Source organism: Streptomyces sp. A1136 (genome assembly GCF_004795055.1).
Classification (GTDB): Bacteria; Actinomycetota; Actinomycetes; order Streptomycetales; family Streptomycetaceae; genus Streptomyces.
In genome coordinates, this window is record NZ_SSBJ01000006.1 from 78,204 (window position 1) to 102,740 (window position 24,537).

The window sequence follows — 24,537 nt, forward strand, 5'->3', positions numbered from 1 at the left end:
TGTCGGAGCTGGACGGACTGGCGTGGCGGGTCCCTCGCGACGATCATGGTGTCGGGGGAGGGGCGACCGCCGCGAACCCCGGATGTGACTGGGGGAGCGGGGGAGCCATGTGGAGCGGTGACGAGCTTGACCTCGACGCGTATCTGGCGCGCATCGGCATCGGGAGAGGCGGCACGCGGGGAGGCGAGGAGCGGGAACTGCGGCCCGACCTCGCGACGTTGTACGCAGTGCACCGGGCCCACATCGCGGCCATCCCCTTCGAGAGCCTTGACGTCACGCTCGGCCGCCCCGTCGCGCTGGACGTCAAGTCACTGCAGGACAAGCTCGTGCACCGCCGCCGTGGCGGCTACTGCTACGAGCAGAACTCGCTGTTGGCGGCCGCCCTCCAGCGGATCGGCTTCGAGGTGTCGGGGCGCGGTGCCCGCAACCGGTCCCGTGGGGACACCCTGCTGCCGGTGACGCACGCCGTCCTCGTCGTCACCGTCGCGGGTGAACCCTGGCTGTGCGACGCCGGGTTCGGCCATCCCGGACCGTTCGAGCCTGTCCCGCTGGCGCGGCCCGGAGTCGAGGTGCGGCAGGGGGACTCGACGTACGCCGTCCACCGCGAGGAGGGGGACGTCCTCGTCCTGCGCCGGTCCTGCGAGGGCATCCGGCAAGACCTCTACGCCTTCACCCCGCAGCCCTATCACCCGGTCGACTACGTGGTGCTGAACCACTACAGCTCCTCCCACCCCCGCTCCGCCTTTCTCGGCAAGGTGATCGTCCAACGGCCCGGCGAGGACGTCCGGGTGGCCCTCCTGGGGCGCGAACTGACCCGTTGGTACCCGGACGGCCGGGTGGAGCGCGAGATCGTGGCTCCCGAGGAGCTGATCGCCCTGCTCGACCACGAGTTCGGCCTTCGGCTGTCCGAGCGGGACGAGGCCGATCTCGTGCGGATCTTCCGCGCCGAGGACTGACCCGGGCCGCGCCGGGCCCGTACGATGGCGCGGTGCTGGTCAAGTGGATTCGCTGCACGGTGACGGACCGACGCGGGTTCGAGCGTGGGCAGCGCAAATGGGCGGGGCTGCCGGGCGAGCCCGGATTCCGGGGGCAGGGCGGCGGATGGAGCCGTGGCCGGCAGGGGGTGGCGCATGTCTTCGCCTTCTGGGAGAGCCGTTCCTTCTACGACTCCTTCATGGCGCGCTCGTACGATCGGTTGGCCGCCTCCCAGAACGGCACCTTCACCGACGCGCGGGTCACGCTCTTCGACTACCGCTTCGATGTGAAGACCGGGTTCGAGCCCCGGTTCTCCGACGCCGACGTGGTCAGGGTCGCCCATACGCGGGTGCGGGAGGGCCGCGTGGAGCACTTCGCCCTGATGCAGGAGAAGGTCTGGAACCCGGCGATGGCCGGGTCGCCCGGCATGATCCGAGGTCTCTTCGGGGAAGCCCCGGGGCGGGAGTTCCTGGTGCTGTCGATGTGGCGGGCGGCCGCCGAGCACGGCAAGTACCGGCAGGAGCGGGTCGAGCGGCTGTCGTTGCGCGCGCAGACCGAGGCCGACGTGGAGGCGCTCACCGGAGACGTCGTCGACCTCGAACCCTCCTGGACGGTATGACCGTAAGACGATCGGCTGCCTGATCGGCGTGCCCGTTCGAGCCACGCACCGATGGCCGAATAGGGTCGTGGAATGGTACGACCACGGCGCATCGTCCTCGTCCGGCACGGGGAGTCCCAGGGCAATGCCGATGACACGGTGTACGAGCGGGAGCCCGACCACGCCCTGCGGCTGACGCAGACCGGGCGCGAGCAGGCCCGGCAGGCCGGCGCACGGCTGCGCGAACTGTTCGGGGACGAGCGCATCAGCGCGTACGTCTCCCCGTACCGCCGCACCCTGCAGACCTTCCGCGAGCTGCGCCTGGACCCCACCCGGGTCCGCATGCGCGAGGAACCGAGGCTGCGCGAGCAGGACTGGGGGAACTGGCAGGACCACGACGACGTGCGCCTGCAGAAGGCGTACCGGGACGCGTACGGACACTTCTTCTACCGTTTCGCGCAGGGCGAGTCGGGCGCCGACGTGTACGACCGGGTCGGGTCCTTCCTGGAGAGCCTGTACCGCAGTTTCGAGGCCCCGGACCACCCGGAGAACGTGCTGCTCGTGACGCACGGACTGACGATGCGGTTGTTCTGCATGCGCTGGTTCCACTGGTCGGTGGCCGAGTTCGAGGCCCTGTCCAACCCGGGGAACGGTGAGTTCAGGACACTGCTGCTGGGCCCGGACGGCCGCTACCGCCTGGACCGCCCGTTTGAGCGGTGGACCACACCCGAGCCTTACGACCTGGACGACTAAAGTGACGTGGGATGACCGCTGACTCCACTCCCGAGACGCGCTACGCACGCGCCCTGTCCAGCCTTCGAGGGCTGGCCCTGGGGGACGCCCTGGGCTCCCAGTACTTCGTTCCCGTGAACTACCCGCTGCTCAAGCGGCGCGAGCTGCCGGCCGGCGGTGATACCTGGCAGTGGACCGACGACACCGAGATGGCCTGCTCGGTGCTGGCCGTACTCGCCGACCACGGCCGGATGGACCAGGACGCGCTCGCCGCCTCGTTCGCCCACCACCACGACTTCGACCGCGGCTACGGCCCTGCCGTCAACCGGATGCTTCGGCTGATCCGGGAGGGTGAGGACTGGCGCACCCTGGCCGCCGAGCTCTTCAACGGACAGGGATCGTGGGGCAACGGCGCCGCCATGCGCATCGCGCCGCTCGGCGCCTGGTACGCGGACGACCCCGAGCAGGCCACGCACCAGGCGGAGATCTCCGCGTACACCACGCACCAGCACCGCGAGGCGGTGTGCGGGGCGATGGCCGTCGCCGCCGCGGCCGCGCTCGCGGCGGACGCCGCGGGTCCGCCGAAGGCCGCCGACCTGCTGGACGGGGTCATCGCGTTGGTGCCGCGAAGCGCGGTGGGCGCCGGGCTGCGGCGGGCGCGGGACATGCTGGACTACGGCGACGCCACCACCGTCGCGGCGGTACTGGGCTGCGGCCGGCGCACCAGCGCCCATGACACGGTGCCGTTCGCGCTGTGGTCGGCGGCGCGCTCGTTGGACGACTACGAGCGGGCGTTCTGGACCACCGCCCAGGTGGGCGGGGACGTGGACACCACCTGCGCGATCGTGGGCGGGGTGTTGGGGGCGCGCGGCGAGGCGGTTCTGCCGCGGGCGTGGCTGGCGCGGACCGAGGCCCTTCCGGAGTGGTTGCCCGGGGCGCCCCGCTGAAAAGCGGGCCGGGGGCGACTTGTGACCGGGCGCGGACCCGGGCGCTCAGGATGACTCCGGGCGCCCCGGTCCGCGTACGGTCCTCCCCGCTCAGGCCGCCGGACCGGCCTCCGCGGCGGCTCCGTTGAGGGCCTCCAGGTCGCTCTTGCGTACCCGGATCACCAACAGCGCGGTGACCAGGGCGAGCCCTGCCATGGCGACGGCGGCCAGAAACGCGGTGGAGATGCCCTGGGTGAGCACGATGTCGCCCCAGGGGTCGGGCAGCCGGCCGGTCGCCTTGAAGGCGGCCAGCTGACCGGGATCCGCTTTCGCCAGGAAGTCAGGGACCTGCTTGGCGGCCTCGTCGCGGCTCGCGGTGCCGAATACGGTGACCAGGATCGACAGACCGAGTGAGCCCCCGACCTGCTGGCTGGCGTTGAGCAGCCCGGAGGCCGCGCCCGCCTCGCGCGGCGCCACCCCGGAGACGGCGGTGAGAGTGAGGGTCACGAAGTTCAGGCCCATGCCGAAGCCGAACAGCACCATCGGCCCGAGGACCCCGGACACGTACGAGCTGTCGGTCTCGATGAAGCTGAGCCAGGCCAGCCCCGAACCGGTGAGGGCGGACCCGGCGACCATGAAGGGCTTGGGTCCGAAGCGGGGCAGGAGCCGTTGGGAGAGCCCGGCGGCGGTGCCGATGGCCACGGTGACGGGCAGGAAGCCGAGACCGGACTGGATCGGCGTGAAGCCGAGCACGTTCTGCACGAACTGGACGATGAAGAAGAACATGCCGAACATCGCGGCGGCCAGCCCGAGCATGATCAGGTAGGTGCCGGCGCGGTTGCGGTCGGCGAACATTCGCAGCGGGATGATCGGTTCGGGCGCCCGGGACTCGACGACGACGAACAGGGCGAGCAGCGCCAGCGCGGCGACGAAGGAGCCGATGGTGAGCGAGTCACGCCATCCGTCCTCGGACGCGCGGATGAACCCGTAGACCAGCGAGGCCATACCGCCGGTGGAGGCGAGCGCTCCGGCGATGTCGAACCGGCCCGGATGGCGCTCGGACTCGCTGATGAACAGAGGGGTGAGGACGGCGATCAGTACACCGATCGGCACGTTCACGAAGAGGACCCAGCGCCAGTCGAGCCATTCCGTCAACATGCCGCCGGCCAACAACCCGAGTGCGCCGCCGCCGGCCGAGACGGCGGCGAACACGCCGAAGGCCCGGTTGCGTTCGGGTCCTTCCGGAAACGTCGTGGTGATCAGCGCCAATGAGGTCGGCGAGGCGATGGCGCCACCGACCCCCTGGAGGGCGCGGGCGGCCAGGAGCTGCCAGGGCTCCTGGGCGAAGCCGCCGAGGAGGGAGGCGAGGGTGAAGAGCAGGATGCCGGTCATGAAGACCCGTCGGCGCCCGAGGATGTCGCCGGCCCGGCCCCCGAGCAGGAGCAGGCCGCCGAAGGTGAGGGTGTAGGCGCTGAGCACCCAGGACAGGTCGGTGGTGGAGAAGGCGAGTGCCGTTTGGATGTGCGGGAGCGCGATGTTCACGATCGTCGCGTCGAGCACGACCATCAGCTGGCACGCGGCGATCACCGTGAGTGCCACGCCGGGCCGGTTCGGGTGGCGCGCTGCTCCCGGTATGCGTGGTTTGTCGAGTTGCACGCTTGTCACTGAGGATCCCCCGAAGTGAAATAGTGAACGCATTCGTTCACTGCCGACCCACGGTAGGAGCTACATTTAGTGAACGCAAGCGTTCACTAAGCCTGAAAATACGTGCGCCGGGCACGCGGGCCGGTCGGAGGTGTAGGGCATGACGGGTACCCGCTGGTCGGAGCCGCCGCTTGGGCGCAGGAGGGGCCCGGAGCTTGAACGGGCCATCCTGGACGCGGCCCTGGAGCAGTTGAGCACCGTCGGTTGGAACGCGCTCACGATGGAGGGCGTCGCGACCGCGGCACGGACCGGCAAAGCGGCGCTCTACCGGCGCTGGCCGTCCAAGGCCGCGCTCGTGGCAGAGGTGCTGCGGGCCGGACTGCCACCGCTGGACCGCATTCCCGACACCGGTTCGATCCGCGACGACCTCTTCGGGTTGTGCGCGCGGATGTGTGAGGTCATGCGTTCGCGCGCCGGCGTGGCTCTGCGCGCGGTCCTTCACGAATGCGACCACGACCACGCGGACCGGTTCCGCGGAGTGATCTGGAACGGGCTGCACGAACCTGCGCAAGCGGTGATCAGGACGCTTGTGCGGCGGGGGATCGAGCGGGGAGAAGTCCGACCGGACGCGGACACTCCGTTCCTTGTCGACGTCATTCCCGCCATGCTCATGTATCGCGCGAAAATGTACGGAAGCGAATGGGATGATCAGGACATCGCGCAGCTGGTCGACGGGGTGATGGTGCCGATGCTCCGGGCGTGAGCCCGCGCGGGACCCCGGCTGCCCTCCCTCCCCGGGCCGGGGTGTGCAGGCGGCGCGGGGCGGCGTACCCTTGCTGGCGCCATGCCGTACGAAGCACCCACCCACACCGTCGAGCGCTCCCTCCGTGCAACCACCGGCGCCAAGGTCATCGCCGGGGTCGACGAGGTCGGACGAGGGGCCTGGGCCGGTCCGGTCACCGTGTGCGCGGCGATCACCGGTCTGCGCCGGCCGCCCGCGGGACTCACCGACTCCAAACTGCTCACCCCCAAGCGCCGGGACGCGCTGCTCGACATCCTGGAGGGCTGGGTCACCGCCCACGGTCTCGGGCACGCCTCGCCGGAGGAGATCGACGCACTGGGCATGACCGCCGCGCTGCGGCTCGCGGCGACCCGCGCCCTGGAGGCCCTGCCGGTGCGGCCCGACGCGGTGATCCTCGACGGCAAGCACGACTATCTCGGCGCGCCCTGGCGGGTCCGTACGGTGATCAAGGGCGACCAGTCCTGCGTCGCGGTCGCCGCGGCTTCGGTGATCGCCAAGGTCCGGCGGGACCGGATGATGGCCGAACTCGGCGAAGGCGGCGCCTCCCTCGCGGACTTCGCGTTCGCCGCGAACGCCGGCTACCCCTCGCCCGTGCACCGGGCGGCCCTGGAGGAGCTGGGACCCACCCCGTACCACCGGCTCTCGTGGTCGTACCTCGACGCGCTGCCCCGGTGGCGGCACCTCAAGAAGGTGCGCCGCAGCGAGGAATCGACGGAGCTGGAAAACGGAGGCCAACTCGGCTTCGATTTCTGATCGCGTCCACGTGCCATCCGCCGGTACGTTTCGTACCGGTGTTTGATAGATGTCAACTCATGCCTCTCACCCCCGAGGAGCCTCAGATTCACGAGAGTGCCCAGGGTCCCCGCGTTACGCCGGCCGCGAGCCGCACCGCGCAGACCCCCCGCCCCGTACCTGGTCCGCGTCCCGCGGTCGTACCCCGGCCCGGCCGCCCCGGGCCCTCCCCCGCGGCGGCGAGCCGTGCGGGAAGTGCCCCCAGGCCCGCTCCGCCCGTACAGCGTGCGGCGCAGGCCACCCCGGGACCTGTTCCCGCAGCCCCCACCGCACCGTCCGTCTCGGCGGCGGTGCCCCAGGTCCAGCTGATCCCGGCCTCCGTCGAGGGTGCGCTGGACGCGGCCGAGGAGGCCGTCGACCTGCTGCTCGACACCGGGCGCGCGCCCGGTGACATCCTGGTGCTCACCACCGGCGACCCGCACCCGTGGGCCGCGCACGAACTGTCCTTCGGCGAGGCCGCGTACTGGGCCCAGCACGACGCCGGGGACGACGTGTTCTACGCGGACGCGGCGCAGGCCGAGCGCGCCTCGGGCCGTCCCGTCGTGGTCTTCGCGGCCAACGGCGGTCCGGCCGACGCGGTGGCCGGCACGCTGCCGGCGGCCTTGGCCCGGGCCGGTGCGCTGCTGATCGTGTGCGGCGACGCGCAGCAGATCAACTCCGTGCTGAGCGCGAGCGTCTGACGGCCCGTACTCCGGTAGGGGCGGGGAGAGCGGGGCGGACCGGGCGTCGGCCCCGCTGCGGCCCCGGTCGCTCCGCGCGCCGCCGCTCGGCGGAGCCGCCGACCTGCCGGGTCGGTGTGCCGAGAGGGAGGCCGGGCCGGTGGAGCGTGGTCGGGCCGGGTCCTCTGGTGTGGCTCGGCGCTCAGCGGGCGGCGGTGTGGCGCAGCGCCTCGGCCGCACCGCCACCGGTGCGCAGAGGCACCTGTACGGGGTCGGCGGAGAAGGCGCCGAGGAGTTCGGGCCGGGAATCCGAGCTGGGTCTGCGGCCACCGCGGCCTTCGCCGAGCACCTGCCAACCACCGCGGGTGAGCGTGATGTACGCACCGCAGCGCAGCCCGTGCAGGGTGCACGCGTCCCGCAACCCCCACATCCAGGCGCCGTCCTCCTCGGTCCACCGCTCGTCACCCTCGCGGCAGTACAGCAGCACCGCCGTGCGTACAGGGGTCCGGCGGCGCAGGTCGTGCGGCAGGACCCGGCGTAGTCGCGACAGCAGGGCGTTGCGGTACTCCCAGCCGTCGGCCGACACTGACCGCTGCACGAACGAGGCGCTCGCCACGAGCCGTTCCTCCGGGTCGAGCACGGCGATCACCGCCGTGGACGGCACGGGATGGTGCCGCGAGTGGAGCCCGCTGACGACCTCGCGCGGATTGCTCAGCAGGGGGACACCCGCCGCGGACCACTCGGCCGGTTCCAGCAACCTGCCGTGCCGGCTGGCGCCACCTGTGGCCGTGCTCAGGGATGTGGTCGAGGGCGGGGCGAATCCGATGGTCACGGTCCTCCCTTCGGGTACACGCCCGCGGACGGGCACGGCTGGGATGTGGGCGCGCCGCGGCACGGCCCTGGAGAGTGCCGACGAGCCGAGCGGGAGCTCTCCGATTCTCGCGTGGCCCGCGAGCGTGGGGCAATGAGCATTTGGGGCCGCCGACCGGAATTCGCCGGTATGCCGTTCATATCCTTGCCCCGCCACGCCGTGCATGACGCATTCGTTACGGCTGGAGCGCCAACACCAGCGGGAACACCTCCTTCGCACCTGCCCGGCGGAGCAATCGGGCAGCCACAGCGAGTGTCCAGCCGCTCTCCGCGCGGTCGTCGACGAGGAGCACCGGACCGTCCGCCTGCGACAGCGTCGCAGCCAGGGCAGGAGGCACGGTCAAGGCGAGATGGAGTCCGCGGACGCGCTGGGCGCTGTTGGAGGACGGCAGGCCGAACTCCGGTGCCTCGTCGGTGTAGGAGAGTGCCCCGAGCAGGGGCATCCGTCCGACCTCCGCGATCCGGGCGGCAAGGGAACCGACCAACTGCGGACGGCTGCGCGAGGGCAACGCGACGACGCCGACGGGCCGTGCGGGGGCGTCCGGTGCACCCGACGCCCAACCACCGGGGCCCCGGGCCCAGTCGGCGAGCACCGCGACCACGGCTTGCGCGACATCATCCGGAACCGGCTGGTCGGGTGCCTGGCGTGCGAGCATCGGGCGCAGCCGGTTGCCCCAGCCGATGTCTGAGAGCCGGCCGAGCGCACGCCCCGTCGAAGCCTGCTCCCCGGCCGGGATACGTCCCTTGAGGTCCACGCCCACAGCCGACAGGCCGGTCGGCCACATCTTGCGCGGCTCCAGTTCCACTCCGGGACGCCCCAGTTCCCCTCGCGCGGTGTCCAGGGCGGTGGGGGAGACCTCCGCGGTGAAGCGCGTTCCGGCGCAGTTGTCGCACCGACCGCAGGGCGCCGCCTCCTCGTCGTCGAGCTGACGCCGCAGGAACTCCATCCGGCACTCCGCGGTCGACGCGTAGTCGCGCATCGCCTGCTGTTCCGCGGCCCGCTGTCGGGCCACCCACGCGTAGCGTTCCGCGTCATAGGCCCACGCCTCGCCCGTCGACGTCCAGCCTCCCTTGACGCGGTGTACGGCGCCGTCGACATCCAGGACCTTCAGCATCGTCTCCAGGCGGGTTCGCCGCAGGTCCACCAGCGGTTCGAGCGCGGGGAGCGACAACGGCCGCCCCGCTTGGGCCAGTACGTCGAGGGTGCGGCGGACCTGCTCCTCGGGCGGGAAGGCGACGGAGGCGAAGTACTGCCAGATGGCCTCGTCTTCACGGCCGGGCAGCAGCAACACCTCGGCGTGTTCGACACCACGGCCGGCGCGACCCACCTGCTGGTAGTAGGCGATGGGCGAGGAGGGCGAGCCCAGGTGTACGACGAAACCCAGGTCCGGCTTGTCGAAGCCCATTCCCAGGGCGGACGTGGCGACGAGGGCCTTGACCCGATTGGCCTGGAGGTCGTTCTCGGCCTGCTCGCGATCGGCGTTCTCCGTCTTGCCCGTGTACGACGAGACCGTGTGCCCCCGGTGTCGCAGGTAGGCGGTGACCTCCTCGGCGGCCGCCACGGTCAGCGTGTAGATGATCCCGGAGCCGGGGAGGTCACCCAGGTGGTCGGCCAGCCAGGCCAGCCTGTGCGCCGCGTCGGGAAGGGCGAGCACCGAAAGGCTCAGGCTCTCCCGGTCCAGCGGGCCGCGCAGCACCAGGGCGTCCGTCCCCGCGCCGGTGCCCAGCTGTTCGGCGACGTCGGCGGTCACCCGGGCGTTGGCCGTGGCGGTGGTGGCGAGCACGGGCACGCCCGGCGGGAGATCGGCCAGCATCGTGCGCAGCCGTCGGTAGTCGGGGCGGAAGTCGTGTCCCCAGTCGGAGATGCAGTGCGCCTCGTCGACGACGAGGAGGCCCGTGGCGGCGGACAGCTTGGGCAGTACCTGATCCCGGAAGTCCGGGTTGTTGAGCCGCTCCGGACTCACCAGGAGGACATCGACCTCGCCGGCCGCGACCTCGGCCTGGATGCCTTCCCACTCCTCGGGGTTGGCGGAGTTGATGGTGCGGGCGTGGATACCCGCCCGGGCCGCCGCCTCGACCTGATTGCGCATCAGCGCGAGCAGGGGGGAGACGATCACGGTGGGACCGGCTCCGTTCGCGCGCAGCAGTGAGGTGGCGACGAAGTAGACCGCGGACTTGCCCCAGCCCGTGCGCTGCACGACCAGCGCCCGCCGCTTGTGCGCGACCAGGGCCTCGATGGCCCGCCACTGGTCCTCGCGCAGCCGTGCGGTGCCCGTGGGGTCGCCCACCAGGCGGGCGAGTACGGAATCGGCCGAGGACCTCAGGTCTGCGTTCATGCCCCCATGCAACCCGATCCCTCTGACATCGCGCCAATGCCGCACTGCGCCTGTGGATGTTGAAAGCTTGACGAGTTATCCACAGGCCTTTCCGGAAACGATCAGAGGCGGGACCGTCGACGCATGACGAAGAACCACGAATCCCCCAGTCCGGCCGGACGGCGGTCTCCCAGCACCTCCGGATCACCCACGGCGTCCCAGATCACCCTGCGCAGTCCGGCCGAGCTGGCCGACGCCCTGCCCTACATGCTCGGCTTCCACCCGACCGACTCGCTGGTGCTGGTCGCCGTCCACGGTGAAGGGGGCCGCTTCGGCGGCCGACTCCGCGTCGGCATCCCCTCGGCGCCCACCGAATGGGCGGACACCGCCCGGCAGGCCGCCGAAACCCTGATCCGTGGCAGTGAGCGCCGGGGCGGCAAACCCGACGGTGTCGTCGTCTACCTCTGTCAGGACCCGCTCGTCGGGGAAAGCGCGCAGCGGGTGATGACCCGGCTGCGACCGCTGGCCCACCGACTGAGGCTGGCCTGCGGCGCGCTCGACGTGCCCGTCATGGAGGCACTGTGCCTCTCCGACGGCCGCTACTGGTCCTACACCTGCCCGGATGAGCGCTGCTGCCCGGCGGAAGGCAATCCGATGGCCTTGCCGGGCACCTCGGTCATGGCCGCCGCGGCCACCTTCGCCGGAATCCGGGTCAGGGGGTCCCTCAAGGAGATCGAGCGCCGCCTGGCCCCTCTGGACGGGGCGCAAGCCGTCGAACAGGAGAAGGCGCTGGAACGCGCCGCCATCGCCCTGGTGCCGAAGATCCTCGACGGCGCGAGCCGGGAGGAGGTCGGGGCGGAGACGCTCGCGCTGGCCAGGAATCTGATGCGGCGCATGACCCTCGCCCCACCCGCGGAAACAGGCCCGGGAGCCGACGACTGGGACGACGCGCTGCTCGACCACGATGAGGCCGCCGCGATGATCATCGGCCTCCAGGACCGCGAGATCCGCGACATCGCCGCCGAATGGATGGAGGACGAGGAGGCGGCGCCGGCCCTGCGGCTGTGGCGGGCGCTGGCCCGGCGCTGCGTCGGGGCGTACGGGGAGCACGCCGCCGCCCCGCTGACGCTGGCCGGCTGGGTGTCCTGGTCCACCGGGGACGAACCCACCGCGCGGATCGTGCTCGGGCTCGCCCTCCGAGCCGATGCCGACTACCGGTTCGCCCAACTCCTCCACCATGCCTGCAACGAGGGCATCGATCCCGAGGGGCTCAGGCAGTGTCTGCGGGAGGAGCGCAGGCGGCGGGAGCCCGGGCGCAAGCGGTCGAGCGCGAGCACCCGCCCACCCCGCAGCCGCCCGAGGACGAACCGCCGCGCGCCGCGCCGAAGCGCGGGGAGCGAGCAGTGAGCCGGAACGGGAGGACACCGGCCTGGCGGCCGGCCGGTCTCGGGCACGAGGTCGCGGACGGCTGGAGCCGAGCCGGGGGCACTCCCCGCCCGTACGTGTGGCTGCGGCCGGGAGGCCCGCAGGCTCCGCCGGTGTGGGCGGCCACCACTGCCGGTGCGGTCCTGGGGCGGGTCCGACGCCGGTTACGGGGAGTGCCGACAGCGCGGTCCGACAGGCCGGGCGACTCCCGGGCCGCCGGCGGATGTCGCGGCCACGGGGCGGGTCGTCTCCGAGCCACTCGCCGGCAGCGGCCTGGGGCCGTCCGGGCCGTCGGCTGCTCGCCGCTCGGGCGCAGGGCCGCCGGGGTGTTCGGCAGCGCCCCGCGGGGGACCGGGACCACCAGCGCGAGCCCCTCAGGGGTCGGTCGTCGGGTCGAGCCGTCACACGGGCCCGTGACCCCGGCGGGGTCAGACACGTTCAGCTGGGGGGTGGTGGGTGACCGGCCCCGCCGCCGAGCAGCGAAACCGACCGGAGCGCAGACAAGGCGACGCATGGCCCACCCCGTACCCCCTGCCCGCAGGCCGGAATTGCCGCCCGTGCACGACGCCGTCATCTGCGTCGCCGCGCCCTGTCTGGTCATCTCGCCCGAACACGGTCAGCTGACGGGCCGGGGGCTCGACGGGATCTACCGCGCGGGGCGCCGGCTGCTCTCCCGATGCGTACTGCGTGTCGGGGGCCGCGACCCGGTCGCGGTCCAGGGGCGCAGCATGGGGGCGGATCGGGCGGCCTTCACGGCCACCGTCCGCACCGGCGCCGAGGTCGGCCCCGACCCCGACATCCGGGTCGAGCGCGTGCGCCACGCGGACGGCACCGAACGCATCACCCTGCGCAGCTATGCCGCCAGGCCGGTGCGCCTGCCCGTGGAACTCTCGCTCGGCACCGACCTGGCGGAGCTGGCGGCGGTGGCGGGCGGCCGGGCCGGGGCGGAGCTACCCGCAGTCGTGCACGCGGCCGGTTTGCGCTGGAGCACCGGCGAGGCGCAGGCCGTGACCACCGCCGAACCGGCCCCTGACGACGCGCTCGCCTCCTCCGGTCTGCTGCGCTGGCAGGTCGAACTGGGGCCGGGCGAAACCCGCACCATCGAACTGCGGACCACCACCGCCGACCGCACCGCCCGGGCCCCGGCCGGTCAGGTGGCGAACCCGCTGTCCGAAGCCCGGGCCGAGGGGGATGACCCGAGGGCGGAGATCTGGTTCCGCACCAGCGTCGAGGATCTGGGAGCCCTCCTCCTGAGGGACACCGCCGAGCCGGCGGACGCCTATGCCGCGGCCGGGGTCCCGTGGCGGCTCGGCCTGGCCCCGGCGGAGTCGCTGTGGGCCGCCCGGATGGCCCTGCCGCTCGGCACCGGCCTGGCGGGGGCCACCCTGCGCACCCTCGCCCGGACCCAGATCACGGGCCAGGGACCCGACGTCGGGAAGATCCCCGGGCCGCTGCGCGGGGCCGGACCACAGTTGCCGCCCGGCTGCACCGGGACCGAGGCCACCCTCGCCTTTCCGGTCGTGCTGGCCGAGGCATGGCGGTGGGGGTTGCCCGAGGCGGAGGTGGCCCGGCTGCTGCCGACCGCCGAGCGTTGCCTCGGCTGGTTGCGCCGCGCCATGGGTGGGGACGGCTTCCTGGCCGATCCCGACCCGGGACCCCGCCGGTGTGAAACGCAGGCACACGCGCACCGGGCCGCGCTGCTCGGCGCCGACCTGCTCGCCGGGTGGGGGCGCGACGGAGCCGAGGAGTGGCGGGGGTGGGCGGCCGGACTGCGGGAAAGGTTCCGGGCCGGGTTCTGGATCGACGGTCCCGACGGGGGACGCCCCGCCGCGGCCCTGCACCCCGACGGGCGGCCGCTGCCCCGGCTGAGCGGGGCCGCCGCCCATCTGCTCGACACCGGACTGACGAGCGGTGGCCGACCGGCCCCCGGCCTGCTCGACCGGGTCCGTACCGAACAACTGGCCAGGCTGCTCGGGGCCCCGGCGATGGACTCGGGGTGGGGCCTGCGGAGCATGGCGGCCCGTGAACCGGGCCACAATCCCTTCGGCCACCGCTCCGGCGCGGTACGGGCCTATGAGAGCGCCGTCGCGATCGGGGGTCTGGCCCAGGCCGGCTTCGAGAAGGAGGCAGCCGGGCTGCTGCGGGGCCTGCTCGACGCGGCGGAGAGGTTCGGGTACCGGCTGCCGGAGATGTACGCGGCGGAACAGCGCACCGCGGGCAGCGCCCCCTTCCCGCACCCGGCCGCATGCCGCCCCGCCGCGGTGGCGGCGGCGGCGGGAGTCCACGTACTGACCGCTCTCGCGGGCGTCCGCCCCGACGCTCCCGCGGGGACGGTCGCCCTCGCACCCCTGTCGGGCGCCCCGCTCGGTGCCCTGCGGCTGTCGGGCCTGCGCGTGGCCGGGGAACCGTTCGCCGTACGCGTCAGCCGTCTGGGGCTCGGCATGGTGGAGGAGGCGGCTGATGCGCTCCAATTGGGAGGCTGAGGTCCGGATCACCGTCTCCGGCATCACCAAAGCCCTGTTTATCGTCAGGCAGACGACTATGATCGCGGCATGTCGCCCTACGACCCGTCGGCCTTTCCGCCCTTCGCCGTCACCGTCGATCTGGTCGTGCTCACCGTGCGGCGCCACGCCCTCTGCGCGTTGGTCGTCCGACGGGGTGAGCAGCCGTTCCAGGGGCGCTGGGCCCTGCCCGGCGGCTTCGTGCGCGCCGAGGAGGACCTGGCGGCGGCCGCCGCCAGGGAGCTCTCCGAGGAGACCGGCCTGTGCGCGCACGACCCGGGTGTTCCCGGCGTGGACAACGGCGCGCATCTCGAACAGCTCGCCACCTACGGCGATCCGAAACGGGACCCCCGGATGCGGGTGGTCAGTGTGGCGCACCTGGTGCTGGCCCCGGACCTGCCCGCGCCCCGGGCGGGCGGCGACGCCAACAGCGCGCGCTGGGCCCCCGTCGACGAGCTCCTCGCCGCCGGCGAACAGGACTCCGCGGGGCTCGCCTTCGACCACGCCCAGATCCTCGCGGACGGTGTGGAGCGGGCCCGGTCCAAGATCGAGTACTCCTCCCTGGCCACCGCCTTCTGCCCGCCGGAGTTCACGGTCGGGGAGCTGCGCCGGGTCTACGAGGCCGTATGGGGCGTGGCGCTCGATCCGCGCAACTTCCACCGCAAGGTCACCGGTACCCCCGGGTTCCTGGTGCCTGCCGGGGGGACCACGACCCGTCAGGGCGGCCGCCCGGCCCAGCTCTTCCGGGCCGGTGAGGCGACCCTGCTCAACCCACCGATGCTGCGCCCGGAAGTCTGAGGCCCCGAGGTCTGAGGCCCCGAGGTCTGAGGCCCCGAGGTCTGCCCCGCGGTCTGACGCGCCGAGAGTCGACGCTGCCAGGCTTGACGCCCCGCGGTCTGAGGCCCCGAGGTCTGACGCGCCGCGAGTCGACGCCGCGAGACCTGACGCCCCGGGGGCGGGTGCCCGAGGTCGGGTGCCCGGGGGTTCGACCCCCTGCCGTCGGGGACCGGTGCGCCCAGGGTCGGCTCACCGGGGTTGGCCCACACGCAGGGGTGCCTCGCCTGCTGCCGGCCCACCCCAACCAGGGGCACCCCGGCCCGGGTGGCCCCGACCCACAGCGGTCAGCCGGTGCTTGCCAGGCTCCCTCCCGGTGGGTCGGACTCGCCCGGCGACACGGGTGTGTTCGCGGGCCACCTGCCCCGAAAATCGGACATATCGCGTTATCTTGCTTGCGGTACTCACCCTGCCGCAGAGCGGTCTCACCCCCCGCGAGAGAAGCGATGCTCCAGGCCATCGGACTCACCAGTACACCCCGTCGAGACCTCCCGCCCATCGTGGACGACCTCACCTTCGAGGCCCGCCCCGGGTGCGTGACCGCCCTGCTGGGCGAACCGGGCTCGGGCAAGACCACCGCACTGCGACTCATGCTCGAACTCGAACCGGGCCGCGGCGTCACCTACTTCCGGGGCCGCCCGCTCCACCGGGTCCCGCAGCCGGGCCGTGAAGTGGGAGTGCTGCTCGGTGACGTGCCCGGCAACCCGGCGCGGACCGTCCGCAACCAGCTGCGGATGCTCTGCGCCGCCGCCGGGGTGCCGGCTTCCCGGGCCGACACCATGCTGGAGGTCGTCGGTATCGCCGGTTTGCGCGACCACCGGCTCGGCTCGCTGTCGCGTGCGATGGAGCGCCGGTTCGCCCTCGCCGCCGCGCTCCTGGCCGACCCGTGCACGCTGCTGCTCGACGAGCCCGCCGCCGAGCTGTCGTCGCGCGAACGGACTTGGCTCTACGGGTTGTTGCGTGGGCACGCTTCCCTCGGCGGTGCGGTGCTCTTCACCACCGACGACGCCAGGGAGGCCGCCCGCGGCGCCGACCGGGTCGTCTCCATCGAGGCGGGCCGACTCGTCGCCGATCAGGACGCCGCGGACTTCGCCCGCACCCGGCTCCGGCCCAGGGTCGCCGTACGCACCCCGCACGCGGCCCGGCTGGCCGACGTCCTCGGCCGCGAGGCCCGGGCGGCCCGGCGCGCCGTCGAGATCGTCGCGGAGAGCGGTACCCGCCTGTCCGTGTACGGCAGCAACTGCGCGGAGGTGGGCGAGGCCGCCTTCCGCAACGGCGTCCTGGTCCACCAGCTCGCCGACGAGACCGGGGACGCGGGCGGCGCCGGCGAGGCGACTGCAGCGGCCCGACCGGTCCCGCAGGCGCGCACCGAAGCCGGCACCGAAGCCCGCGCCGCGGAGGCCCGTAGCGGCGACATCCGCGCGCAGGCGCGTATCGACGCCCGTGCGGAGACACGCGCCGAGGCGGGTCAGCAGGTCGCCCCCGAGGCCCGCACCACCGCCTCCGGCGGCCCGGACAGCCCAGAACTCCCCTTCGCGACCCGGGCCGACGGCTGGTCCGGTGGCGAGACCGGCCGGTGCCTCTCACCGGCCCCCGACGATGTCCCTGACGGCCGCCCCGGCCTGCCGGTCTCGGCGGTCCGCCGCGTCGGGGGCCCGCTGCGGCCCCTGCGCTACGAGCTGCACCGCGTCTTCGGCACCGCCACCCCCTGGCTCACGGCGGCCGTCGTCATCGCCGTATCCGCGCTGACCGCCGTCCTGCTCGCCCGGACCGGCGCCGCCCCACGCGACCGGATGCTCGCCGCGTGGCCCGCCTTCCTGCCCCTGCCGCCCGCTGCCATCGGCGCGGGGCTCCTCGGCGCCCTGGCCTTCGGCGAGGAGTACCGCTACCCCGCCCTGGCGGCGGCCCGGGGCACCGTGCCGCGCAGGCTGGGACTGCTCGCCGCGAAACTCGGCGTCTGCTCCGCCCTCGCCCTGCTGATCGGCGCCCTCGCCCTGGTGGGCGACACCTGCGCCGTCGGGCTGGTCTTCGGAGCCGCTCCGCTCCGCGCGCCCGCGCAGTGGATCATCCCGGCCGCGAGCTGGGCGGGATTGCTCGCCGGCTGCGCCTGGGCCGGTGTCCTGGCCTCCGCGGTCTTCCGTTCCACGGCCGCCGGCCTGGCCGCGGTGCTCGCCGTACCGGTGGCGGTCGTACCCCTCGTGCGCAAGGTGCTCGCCGAGCCGTCCGCGTACCCGGCCGACGGGATGGTCGCGCGGCTGCGCGGGGTGTCCGCGGCGCACTGGCCACCGGAGGCGGACCGCTTCGTCCTGGGCGCCCTGCGGATGATGACCCAACCCGTCGGGACGGCACTGGTGTTGTCGTTGATCGTCCTGTTGTGCGCCTATGGGTTCACAGGACTGCGGAGCCGGGTGCGCTGGTGAGAGACCGGTGCTGATCGTTCCGGTGCGATACGGGGTGCCAACGGGATCGTTGGCGTCCACGTCACGCGAAACGGATCGCAACTCCCCGTAATAGGCCCGGTTCTTTACGATAAGTCGTCAATTGCGTAGGTGGCACCGATCACCCTTTCGTGTGCTTTTCACCAAAGACCTCAAGGGTGATGGAGGCACAGCCGACAAAGGATTCGTGAGTACCCTTGCGCACACCATGATGACCGCCGCCCGCCACGCCGACTCCGGTCTCGCAGGCCCGGGCGAACTCGACCGCTATCCCTTCGCGGAGACCCCCGGGTCCGACCGGGTCGGGCCACCCCACTGGGAGGGCGCCGACGTCGAGTTGAGCCGCGTGGGCCGCCGCGCGGCGGGCAGCCGGGGCCGCGGGCTGCACGGCCAACTCGTCCAGCAGCTCGGCCAGATGATCGTCTCCGGCGACCTCGGCGCGGACCGCCCCCTGGTCCCCGAGGAGATCGGGCAGCGCTTCGAGGTCTCGCGGACGGTCGTCCGCGAGTCGCTGCGCGTCCTGGAGGCCAAGGGCCTCGTCAGCGCCCGCCCGAACGTGGGGACGCGGGTCCGCCCGGTCGCCGACTGGAACCTGCTCGACCCCGACATCATCGAGTGGCGGGCCTTCGGTCCCCAGCGCGACGACCAGCGGCGCGAGCTCAACGAGCTCCGCTGGACCATCGAACCGCTGGCCGCCCGACTGGCCGCCGGCCACGGTCGCCCCGACATCCAGCAGCGACTCGCCGACATGGTCGAGATCATGGGCCACGCCCTCGGTCAGGGCGACGCGATCACCTTCGCCCGCGCCGACAACGAGTTCCACGCGCTGCTGATCCAGGTCGCGGGCAACCGCATGCTGGAGCACCTCTCCGGCATCGTGTCCGCCGCCCTCCAGGTCTCCGGCAGCCCGGTCACTGCCTGCGACCGGCCCAGCGAGACCTGCGTCGCGCACCACGCCCGCATGGTCGAGGCGCTCGCGGCCGGTGACGCGCTGGGTGCCGAGAACGCCATGCGTCAGCTGCTCACCGTGCACCCGGAGGTCGAGCGCGTGGTTCCGGCCCCGCGCGAGCACTGACGGGCGACGCGCGGGGGCGCGGGGGTTCACACGTGTCGCCGGACCCGGTGCGGGTCCGGCGACACCGGTGTGGGTGCCCGGCGTAGCCACGCGAACTGCGCGTATGGCCGTATGACCGGCATTGGCGTAAAAGTGGTGTGACTCGGACCACGAAGATTGGGCGTAACGCTCCGCGACGTGACGCGATGACTTAAGAGGTGATGGCCGACGGAGGGAAGACAGCAGCCCTTGCGGGTGCTGTGCAGCTCCCCGGCCCCTGCCCGCGCCCCCGGCCCATCCCCAGTCGGTGGTCGTCGGCCACGGTCCAGCACCACCAGGCCGGGGTCGGAAGCCGTTCCCATCGTTCCGAGAGGTTGTTCGTGTCGGCCAGCACATCCCGTACGCTCCCGCCGGAGATCGCCGATTCCGAGTCTGTGATGGCGCTCATCGAGCGGGGCAAGGCCGAGGGGCAGATCGCCGGCGATGACGTGCGTCGGGCCTTCGAGGCTGACCAGATTCCTGCGACCCAGTGGAAGAATGTTCTGCGCAGCCTCAACCAGATCCTCGAGGAAGAGGGTGTGACGCTGATGGTCAGTGCCGCGGAGTCGCCCAAGCGCACCCCCCGCAAGAGCGTCGCAGCGAAGAGCCCGGCCAAGCGGACGGCGACCAAGACCGTAGCGGCCAAGGCGGAGGCCGTGTCGGCCGCCGCGCCCGTGGCACCGGAGCCCGAGACGGCCGAGACGGACACCGTCGGCACCCCGGTGGAGGAACCCGGGACCGAGGCCGTCGCGAAGAAGGCCGCGGCCAAGAAGACGACGGCGAAGAAGGCCGCGCCCGCCAAGAAGGCCACCGCCAAGAAGGCGGCGGCGAAGAAGACGGCGGCCAAGAAGGACGCGGACGAAGCCGACGAGGAGACCCCCGAGGAGGGTCCCGTCGCCAAGGCCGAGTCCGAGGAGGAAGAGGACGGCGGCGAGGCCAAGGGCTTCGTGATCTCGGACGACGAGGACGACGCCCCGGCCCAGCAGGTCGCCGTGGCCGGCGCGACCGCCGACCCGGTCAAGGACTACCTCAAGCAGATCGGCAAGGTCCCCCTCCTCAACGCCGAGCAGGAGGTCGAACTCGCCAAGCGCATCGAGGCCGGCCTGTTCGCCGAGGACAAGCTGGCGAACTCGGACAAGCTGGCGCCCAAGCTCAAGCGCGAGCTGGAGATCATCGCCGAGGACGGCCGCCGTGCCAAGAACCACCTGCTGGAGGCCAACCTCCGCCTCGTGGTCTCCCTCGCCAAGCGCTACACCGGCCGAGGCATGCTCTTCCTGGACCTGATCCAGGAGGGGAACCTGGGCCTGATCCGCGCCGTCGAGAAGTTCGACTACACCAAGGGCTACAAGTTCTCGACGTACGCGACCTGGTGGATCCGGCAGGCGATCACCCGCGCGATGGCCGACCAGGCCCGCACCATCCGCATCCCCGTGCACATGGTCGAAGTGATCAACAAGTTGGCCCGGGTCCAGCGCCAGATGCTCCAGGACCTGGGCCGCGAGCCCACTCCGGAGGAGCTGGCGAAGGAACTCGACATGACCCCCGAGAAGGTCATCGAGGTCCAGAAGTACGGCCGCGAGCCGATCTCCCTGCACACCCCGCTCGGCGAGGACGGCGACAGCGAGTTCGGTGACCTCATCGAGGACTCCGAGGCCGTGGTCCCCGCCGACGCCGTCAGCTTCACACTGCTGCAGGAGCAGCTGCACTCGGTCCTCGACACCCTCAGCGAGCGCGAGGCGGGCGTGGTGTCCATGCGTTTCGGCCTGACCGACGGGCAGCCGAAGACCTTGGACGAGATCGGAAAGGTCTACGGGGTCACGCGCGAGCGGATTCGCCAGATCGAGTCCAAGACCATGTCGAAGCTGCGCCACCCCTCCCGCTCGCAGGTCCTGCGCGACTACCTCGACTGAGCGGCCCGCACACGGACGGCGCGAGACGTCGGCGGTGGTCGCGCGGGTGCGCACGCCCACCGGGCGTCCCACTCTGGGTGGAGTCATGCACACCCAGAGTCAGGAGGCCTCATGCGTCGTTTCTTTGCCCGCGTGCTGTCGGGCGCGTTGACGCTGGCGGCGGGAGCGGCCGCGGCGCATCCGGCCCAGTTGCCACGGGCGGCCGCGGACGGTGTGGTGATCGGGGGCCAACCCGTGAAGGTGGCCGACAGTCCGTGGGTCGTGGCGCTGGCCAGCCGTGACCGGTTCGGGGGTACGCGGGGCGGCCAGTTCTGCGGAGGTGTCCTCGTCGCTCCCGCCACCGTCGTGACCGCCGCCCACTGCCTGGGGCGGCAGGTGCTGGGCGGGCCCGTCGATGCCGTGCCCGACCTTCGGGTGATCACGGGACGCACGGAGCTGCGCGCCGCGGACGGACGGGAGATCGCGGTGCGGTCGGCCCGGGTGAACCCGGAGTACGACCCCAAGACCAACGCGGGGGACATCGCCGTACTGGAGCTGGCAGAAGCGGTACCGGCGCACTACGTCCTGCCCATGGCCGGACCGGGGCACCCGGCGTACGAGCCGGGCACGCGGGCGGACGTGTACGGCTGGGGGGACACGAGCGGGTTCGGCGACTACGCCTACGGGCTGCGGGCCGCCCACGTCACCGTGCTGGCCGACGAGGTCTGCGCGAAGGCGTACCCGGGGGACGCGGACGGGCAGTACCGGCCCGAGTCCATGGTGTGCGCGGGGGAGCAGGAGGGTGGCAAGGACGCCTGTCAGGGGGACAGCGGCGGGCCGCTCGTCGCCCAGGGGCGGCTCATCGGCCTGGTGTCCTGGGGGAGAGGGTGCGGGCGGGCCGACAGTCCGGGTGTGTACACCCGGGTAGCCGCGATGGTCGGCTTCGTGAGCAGCCCGGAGAGGGCCGTACCGCGGGTGACCGAGCACCGGCCCGCGATGGGTCCCCCGAGGGCCTCAGCGCGTCGCGCAGGCCCTCTCGAAGGGCTGTAGGGGCTGCGCGTCTGTAGGGGCTGCGCGTCGGCTCCCGTCCCTCGCACGGCGAGAGGGCGGGAACCGACGGCCGGCAAATGAGGACGGGCGGCTCCCCCCGGGTCTCAGGGGAAGCCGCCCGTCGACCGGCCTGGCCGGTCCTGGCTCGTCGGATGCGAGGGTAGGCCTGTGTCAGCGGTCCTCGGTGTCGGCGGCATTGGCAGCCGGAGCGGACGTAAGCCGCTCGGTCTCATCCTGTATTTCCGCGGCGATCTTCTTGAGTTCCGGCTCGAACTTACGCCCGTGGTGGGCGCAGAAGAGCAGTTCACCGCCGCTCAGCAGGACGACGCGCAGATATGCCTGGGCGCCGCAACGGTCGCATCGGTCTGCGGCCGTCAGCGGGGTCGCGGGTGTCAGAACAGTAGTCACGTCGCCTCTTCTCTAGCTCGACGAGCTGTCGTACCAGGGTCAACATCCAACCAGGCCGAAAACGTTCCCGCTCGCGGCTTTCTTTCGAAACTTCCTTCCGAAGCTGGCCGGCTGTTGCCGGTTGGCGGCGAAGGAGCCGTATTGCGTTGCTTTACGGTTTCGCGTTGTCAGTCGTTCGCTTGTTGCGGTTCCATCCTCCCCGACATGAGCGCCGGGTTGTTCATGAGGACGTGCCCGAACCCTAAATGGTTCATGCGTGGAAGGGAACGTGATGTTTGCGTCACCCCCACGGGGGATCGAACATCCGTGCGGATCTGCACTAGGCTGGGCAGGCGACGAGGGTGGCGTTGCATCCGCTCTACCAGGCCTCGGTACCCTCTGACGGGCGACCGAGCCACCCCTGCGCCCAACCGGGCCAGAAAAGAAATTCAGCGAGGAGCGAACTGCGTGACCGCCGACACGTCCGTGCCTTCCAGCGCGCTGCTGTCCGGAGCAGACCGGGACGGCTCCAACTACACCGCGCGGCACCTGCTCGTCCTCGAAGGTCTTGAGGCCGTCCGCAAGCGCCCCGGCATGTATATCGGCTCGACCGACAGCCGAGGCCTGATGCACTGCCTCTGGGAGATCATCGACAATTCCGTCGACGAGGCCCTCGGCGGCTACTGCGACCACATCGAGGTGATCCTCCACGAGGACTCCTCCGTCGAGGTCCGGGACAACGGCCGCGGCATCCCCGTCGACGTCGAACCCAAGACCGGCCTCTCCGGTGTCGAGGTCGTCATGACCAAGCTGCACGCCGGAGGCAAGTTCGGCGGTGGCTCCTACGCGGCCTCCGGCGGCCTGCACGGCGTCGGCGCTTCCGTCGTCAACGCGCTCTCCGCCCGACTCGACGTGGAGGTCGACCGCGGCAGCTCGACGCACGCGATCAGCTTCCGCCGCGGCGTGCCCGGGATGTTCACCGAGCAGGACCCGGACAGCCCCTTCGAGCCCGCCAACGGCCTGCGCAAGATCAAGCGGATCACCAAGGGCAAGACGGGCACCCGGATCCGATACTGGGCCGACCGCCAGATCTTCCTCAAGGACGCCAAGCTCAACCTGGAGACGCTCTACCAGCGGGCGCGCCAGACGGCCTTCCTCGTTCCCGGCCTGACGCTCGTCGTCCGCGACGAGCGGGCCCTCGACGGCGCGGGCAAGACCGAGGAGGTCTTCCGCTTCGACGGGGGCATCAGCGAGTTCTGCGAGTATCTCGCGCAGGACAAGGCCGTCTGCGACGTCCTGCGGCTGAGCGGCACCGGGACCTTCAAGGAGACCGTCCCCGTCCTGGACGACCGCGGCCACATGACCCCCACCGAGGTCACCCGTGAGCTCGGCGTCGACATCGCCCTGCGCTGGGGCACGGGGTACGAGACCAACCTCAAGTCCTTCGTGAACATCATCGCCACGCCCAAGGGCGGTACCCACGTCTCCGGCTTCGAGCGATCGGTCACCAAGACCGTCAACGAGGTGCTGCGCTCGGCGAAGCTGCTGCGCGTCGCCGAGGACGACGTGGTCAAGGACGACGCGATGGAGGGCATGACGGCGGTCGTCACCGTCCGTCTCGCCGAGCCGCAGTTCGAGGGCCAGACCAAGGAGGTCCTCGGTACCTCCGCGGCGAACCGGATCGTCGCCGCCGTGGTCGCCAAGGAGCTCAAGGCCTTCCTGACCTCCACCAAGCGCGACGACAAGCAGCAGGCCCGCTCCGTCATGGAGAAGATCGTCGCGGCCGCCCGTACCCGGATCGCGGCCCGCCAGCACAAGGAGGCGCAGCGTCGGAAGACCGCGCTGGAGTCCTCCTCGCTGCCGGCCAAGCTGGCCGACTGCCGCAGCGACGACGTCGAGCGCAGCGAGCTCTTCATCGTCGAGGGCGATTCGGCCCTCGGCACCGCCAAGCTCGCCCGCAACTCCGAGTTCCAGGCGCTCCTGCCGATCCGCGGCAAGATCCTCAACGTCCAGAAGTCCTCGGTCTCGGACATGCTCAAGAACGCCGAGTGCGGCGCGATCATCCAGGTCATAGGAGCCGGCTCGGGCCGGACCTTCGATCTCGACGCCGCCCGTTACGGCAAGATCGTCCTGCTCGTCGACGCCGATGTGGACGGCGCGCACATCAGGTGCCTGCTGCTCACGCTCTTCCAGCGGTACATGCGGCCTATGGTGGAGGCGGGCCGGGTCTTCGCCGCCGTACCGCCGCTGCACCGCATCGAGCTCGTCCAGCCGAAGAAGGGCCAGGACAAGTACGTCTACACCTACTCGGACAACGAGCTGCGCCAGACCCTGCTGGAGTACCAGCGCAAGAACATCCGCTACAAGGACGCGATCCAGCGTTACAAGGGTCTGGGCGAGATGGACGCCGACCAACTGGCTGAGACCACCATGGACCCGCGGCACCGGACGCTGCGCCGGATCAACATCGGGGACCTGGACTCCGCCGAGTCGGTCTTCGACCTCCTCATGGGCAACGAGGTAGCCCCGCGCAAGGAGTTCATCACCGGCTCCGCCGCCACCCTGGACCGGTCGCGCATCGACGCCTGAGCCGATCGCGGTTCCGAC

General features: G+C 71.9%; 19 protein-coding genes. 15 read left to right on the forward strand and 4 right to left on the reverse strand.

The features are described 5' to 3' along the window. Positions 1-107: 107 nt before the first annotated feature. From E6R62_RS07695 to E6R62_RS07710, 4 genes are all read left to right on the forward strand, one after another. Complete coding sequence (locus E6R62_RS07695; RefSeq protein WP_136212556.1) at positions 108-956, forward strand: arylamine N-acetyltransferase; 849 nt, start codon at positions 108-110, stop codon at positions 954-956. Between the two features lie 32 nt (positions 957-988). Further along, entirely contained in the window at positions 989-1,594 is a 606-nt protein-coding gene (locus E6R62_RS07700; protein ID WP_136212557.1) for a YdbC family protein, read from the forward strand. A gap of 72 nt (positions 1,595-1,666) precedes the next feature. Next, on the forward strand, positions 1,667-2,326 hold the full coding sequence (locus E6R62_RS07705; protein WP_136212558.1) for a histidine phosphatase family protein: 660 nt from the start codon (positions 1,667-1,669) through the stop codon (positions 2,324-2,326). 11 nt (positions 2,327-2,337) lie between these two features. After that, complete coding sequence (locus E6R62_RS07710) at positions 2,338-3,252, forward strand: ADP-ribosylglycohydrolase family protein (protein WP_136212559.1); 915 nt, start codon at positions 2,338-2,340, stop codon at positions 3,250-3,252. Positions 3,253-3,342: 90 nt separating this feature from the next. Here the strand turns inward: E6R62_RS07710 and E6R62_RS07715 are convergent, their stop codons facing one another. Further along, positions 3,343-4,896, reverse strand: coding sequence for an MFS transporter (locus E6R62_RS07715; protein WP_136212560.1), 1,554 nt, complete (start codon positions 4,894-4,896; stop codon positions 3,343-3,345). A 139-nt stretch (positions 4,897-5,035) separates the two neighbouring features. Between E6R62_RS07715 and E6R62_RS07720 the strand changes: the two genes are divergently transcribed. From E6R62_RS07720 to E6R62_RS07730, 3 genes are all read left to right on the forward strand, one after another. Then, positions 5,036-5,638 carry a TetR/AcrR family transcriptional regulator gene (locus E6R62_RS07720; RefSeq protein ID WP_136212561.1) on the forward strand — a complete coding sequence of 201 codons (603 nt, stop codon included), beginning with the start codon at positions 5,036-5,038 and terminating at the stop codon, positions 5,636-5,638. An 81-nt stretch (positions 5,639-5,719) separates the two neighbouring features. Then, on the forward strand, positions 5,720-6,430 hold the full coding sequence (locus tag E6R62_RS07725; protein WP_136212562.1) for a ribonuclease HII: 711 nt from the start codon (positions 5,720-5,722) through the stop codon (positions 6,428-6,430). 59 nt (positions 6,431-6,489) lie between these two features. After that, positions 6,490-7,149 carry a hypothetical protein gene (locus E6R62_RS07730; RefSeq protein WP_136212563.1) on the forward strand — a complete coding sequence of 220 codons (660 nt, stop codon included), beginning with the start codon at positions 6,490-6,492 and terminating at the stop codon, positions 7,147-7,149. Between the two features lie 181 nt (positions 7,150-7,330). Here E6R62_RS07730 and E6R62_RS07735 read toward each other — a convergent pair whose 3' ends face one another. Then, positions 7,331-7,960, reverse strand: coding sequence for a hypothetical protein (locus E6R62_RS07735; protein ID WP_136212564.1), 630 nt, complete (start codon positions 7,958-7,960; stop codon positions 7,331-7,333). Positions 7,961-8,174: 214 nt separating this feature from the next. Next, the gene (locus E6R62_RS07740; RefSeq protein ID WP_136212565.1) at positions 8,175-10,334 is read right to left on the reverse strand and encodes a RecQ family ATP-dependent DNA helicase; all 2,160 of its coding nucleotides are present in this window, start codon (positions 10,332-10,334) and stop codon (positions 8,175-8,177) included. A 123-nt stretch (positions 10,335-10,457) separates the two neighbouring features. Between E6R62_RS07740 and E6R62_RS07745 the strand changes: the two genes are divergently transcribed. The 7 genes from E6R62_RS07745 to E6R62_RS07775 all read left to right on the forward strand — a co-directional run bounded on the left by E6R62_RS07745 (position 10,458) and on the right by E6R62_RS07775 (position 21,543). After that, entirely contained in the window at positions 10,458-11,720 is a 1,263-nt protein-coding gene (locus E6R62_RS07745; RefSeq protein ID WP_136212566.1) for a DUF4192 domain-containing protein, read from the forward strand. Positions 11,721-12,250: 530 nt separating this feature from the next. Then, positions 12,251-14,221, forward strand: a complete 1,971-nt coding sequence (locus tag E6R62_RS07750) for a glycogen debranching N-terminal domain-containing protein (protein ID WP_136212567.1) — start codon at positions 12,251-12,253, stop codon at positions 14,219-14,221. 69 nt (positions 14,222-14,290) lie between these two features. Continuing rightward, positions 14,291-15,037: an NUDIX domain-containing protein gene (locus E6R62_RS07755; RefSeq protein WP_136212568.1), complete on the forward strand. Its 747-nt coding sequence runs from the start codon at positions 14,291-14,293 to the stop codon at positions 15,035-15,037. A 482-nt stretch (positions 15,038-15,519) separates the two neighbouring features. Next, on the forward strand, positions 15,520-17,493 hold the full coding sequence (locus E6R62_RS07760; RefSeq protein ID WP_136212569.1) for an ATP-binding cassette domain-containing protein: 1,974 nt from the start codon (positions 15,520-15,522) through the stop codon (positions 17,491-17,493). Positions 17,494-17,698: 205 nt separating this feature from the next. Further along, positions 17,699-18,586 carry a FadR/GntR family transcriptional regulator gene (locus E6R62_RS07765; protein WP_136212570.1) on the forward strand — a complete coding sequence of 296 codons (888 nt, stop codon included), beginning with the start codon at positions 17,699-17,701 and terminating at the stop codon, positions 18,584-18,586. 353 nt (positions 18,587-18,939) lie between these two features. Then, positions 18,940-20,514: an RNA polymerase sigma factor gene (locus E6R62_RS07770; RefSeq protein WP_136212571.1), complete on the forward strand. Its 1,575-nt coding sequence runs from the start codon at positions 18,940-18,942 to the stop codon at positions 20,512-20,514. Positions 20,515-20,625: 111 nt separating this feature from the next. Beyond that, positions 20,626-21,543: a trypsin-like serine protease gene (locus tag E6R62_RS07775; RefSeq protein WP_136212572.1), complete on the forward strand. Its 918-nt coding sequence runs from the start codon at positions 20,626-20,628 to the stop codon at positions 21,541-21,543. Between the two features lie 171 nt (positions 21,544-21,714). Here E6R62_RS07775 and E6R62_RS07780 read toward each other — a convergent pair whose 3' ends face one another. Beyond that, positions 21,715-21,951 carry a hypothetical protein gene (locus E6R62_RS07780; RefSeq protein ID WP_030239625.1) on the reverse strand — a complete coding sequence of 79 codons (237 nt, stop codon included), beginning with the start codon at positions 21,949-21,951 and terminating at the stop codon, positions 21,715-21,717. Positions 21,952-22,398: 447 nt separating this feature from the next. Here E6R62_RS07780 and E6R62_RS07785 point away from each other — a divergent pair, with 447 nt between their 5' ends. Then, complete coding sequence (locus E6R62_RS07785; protein WP_136212573.1) at positions 22,399-24,519, forward strand: type IIA DNA topoisomerase subunit B; 2,121 nt, start codon at positions 22,399-22,401, stop codon at positions 24,517-24,519. The last annotated feature ends 18 nt before the right edge of the window (positions 24,520-24,537 follow it).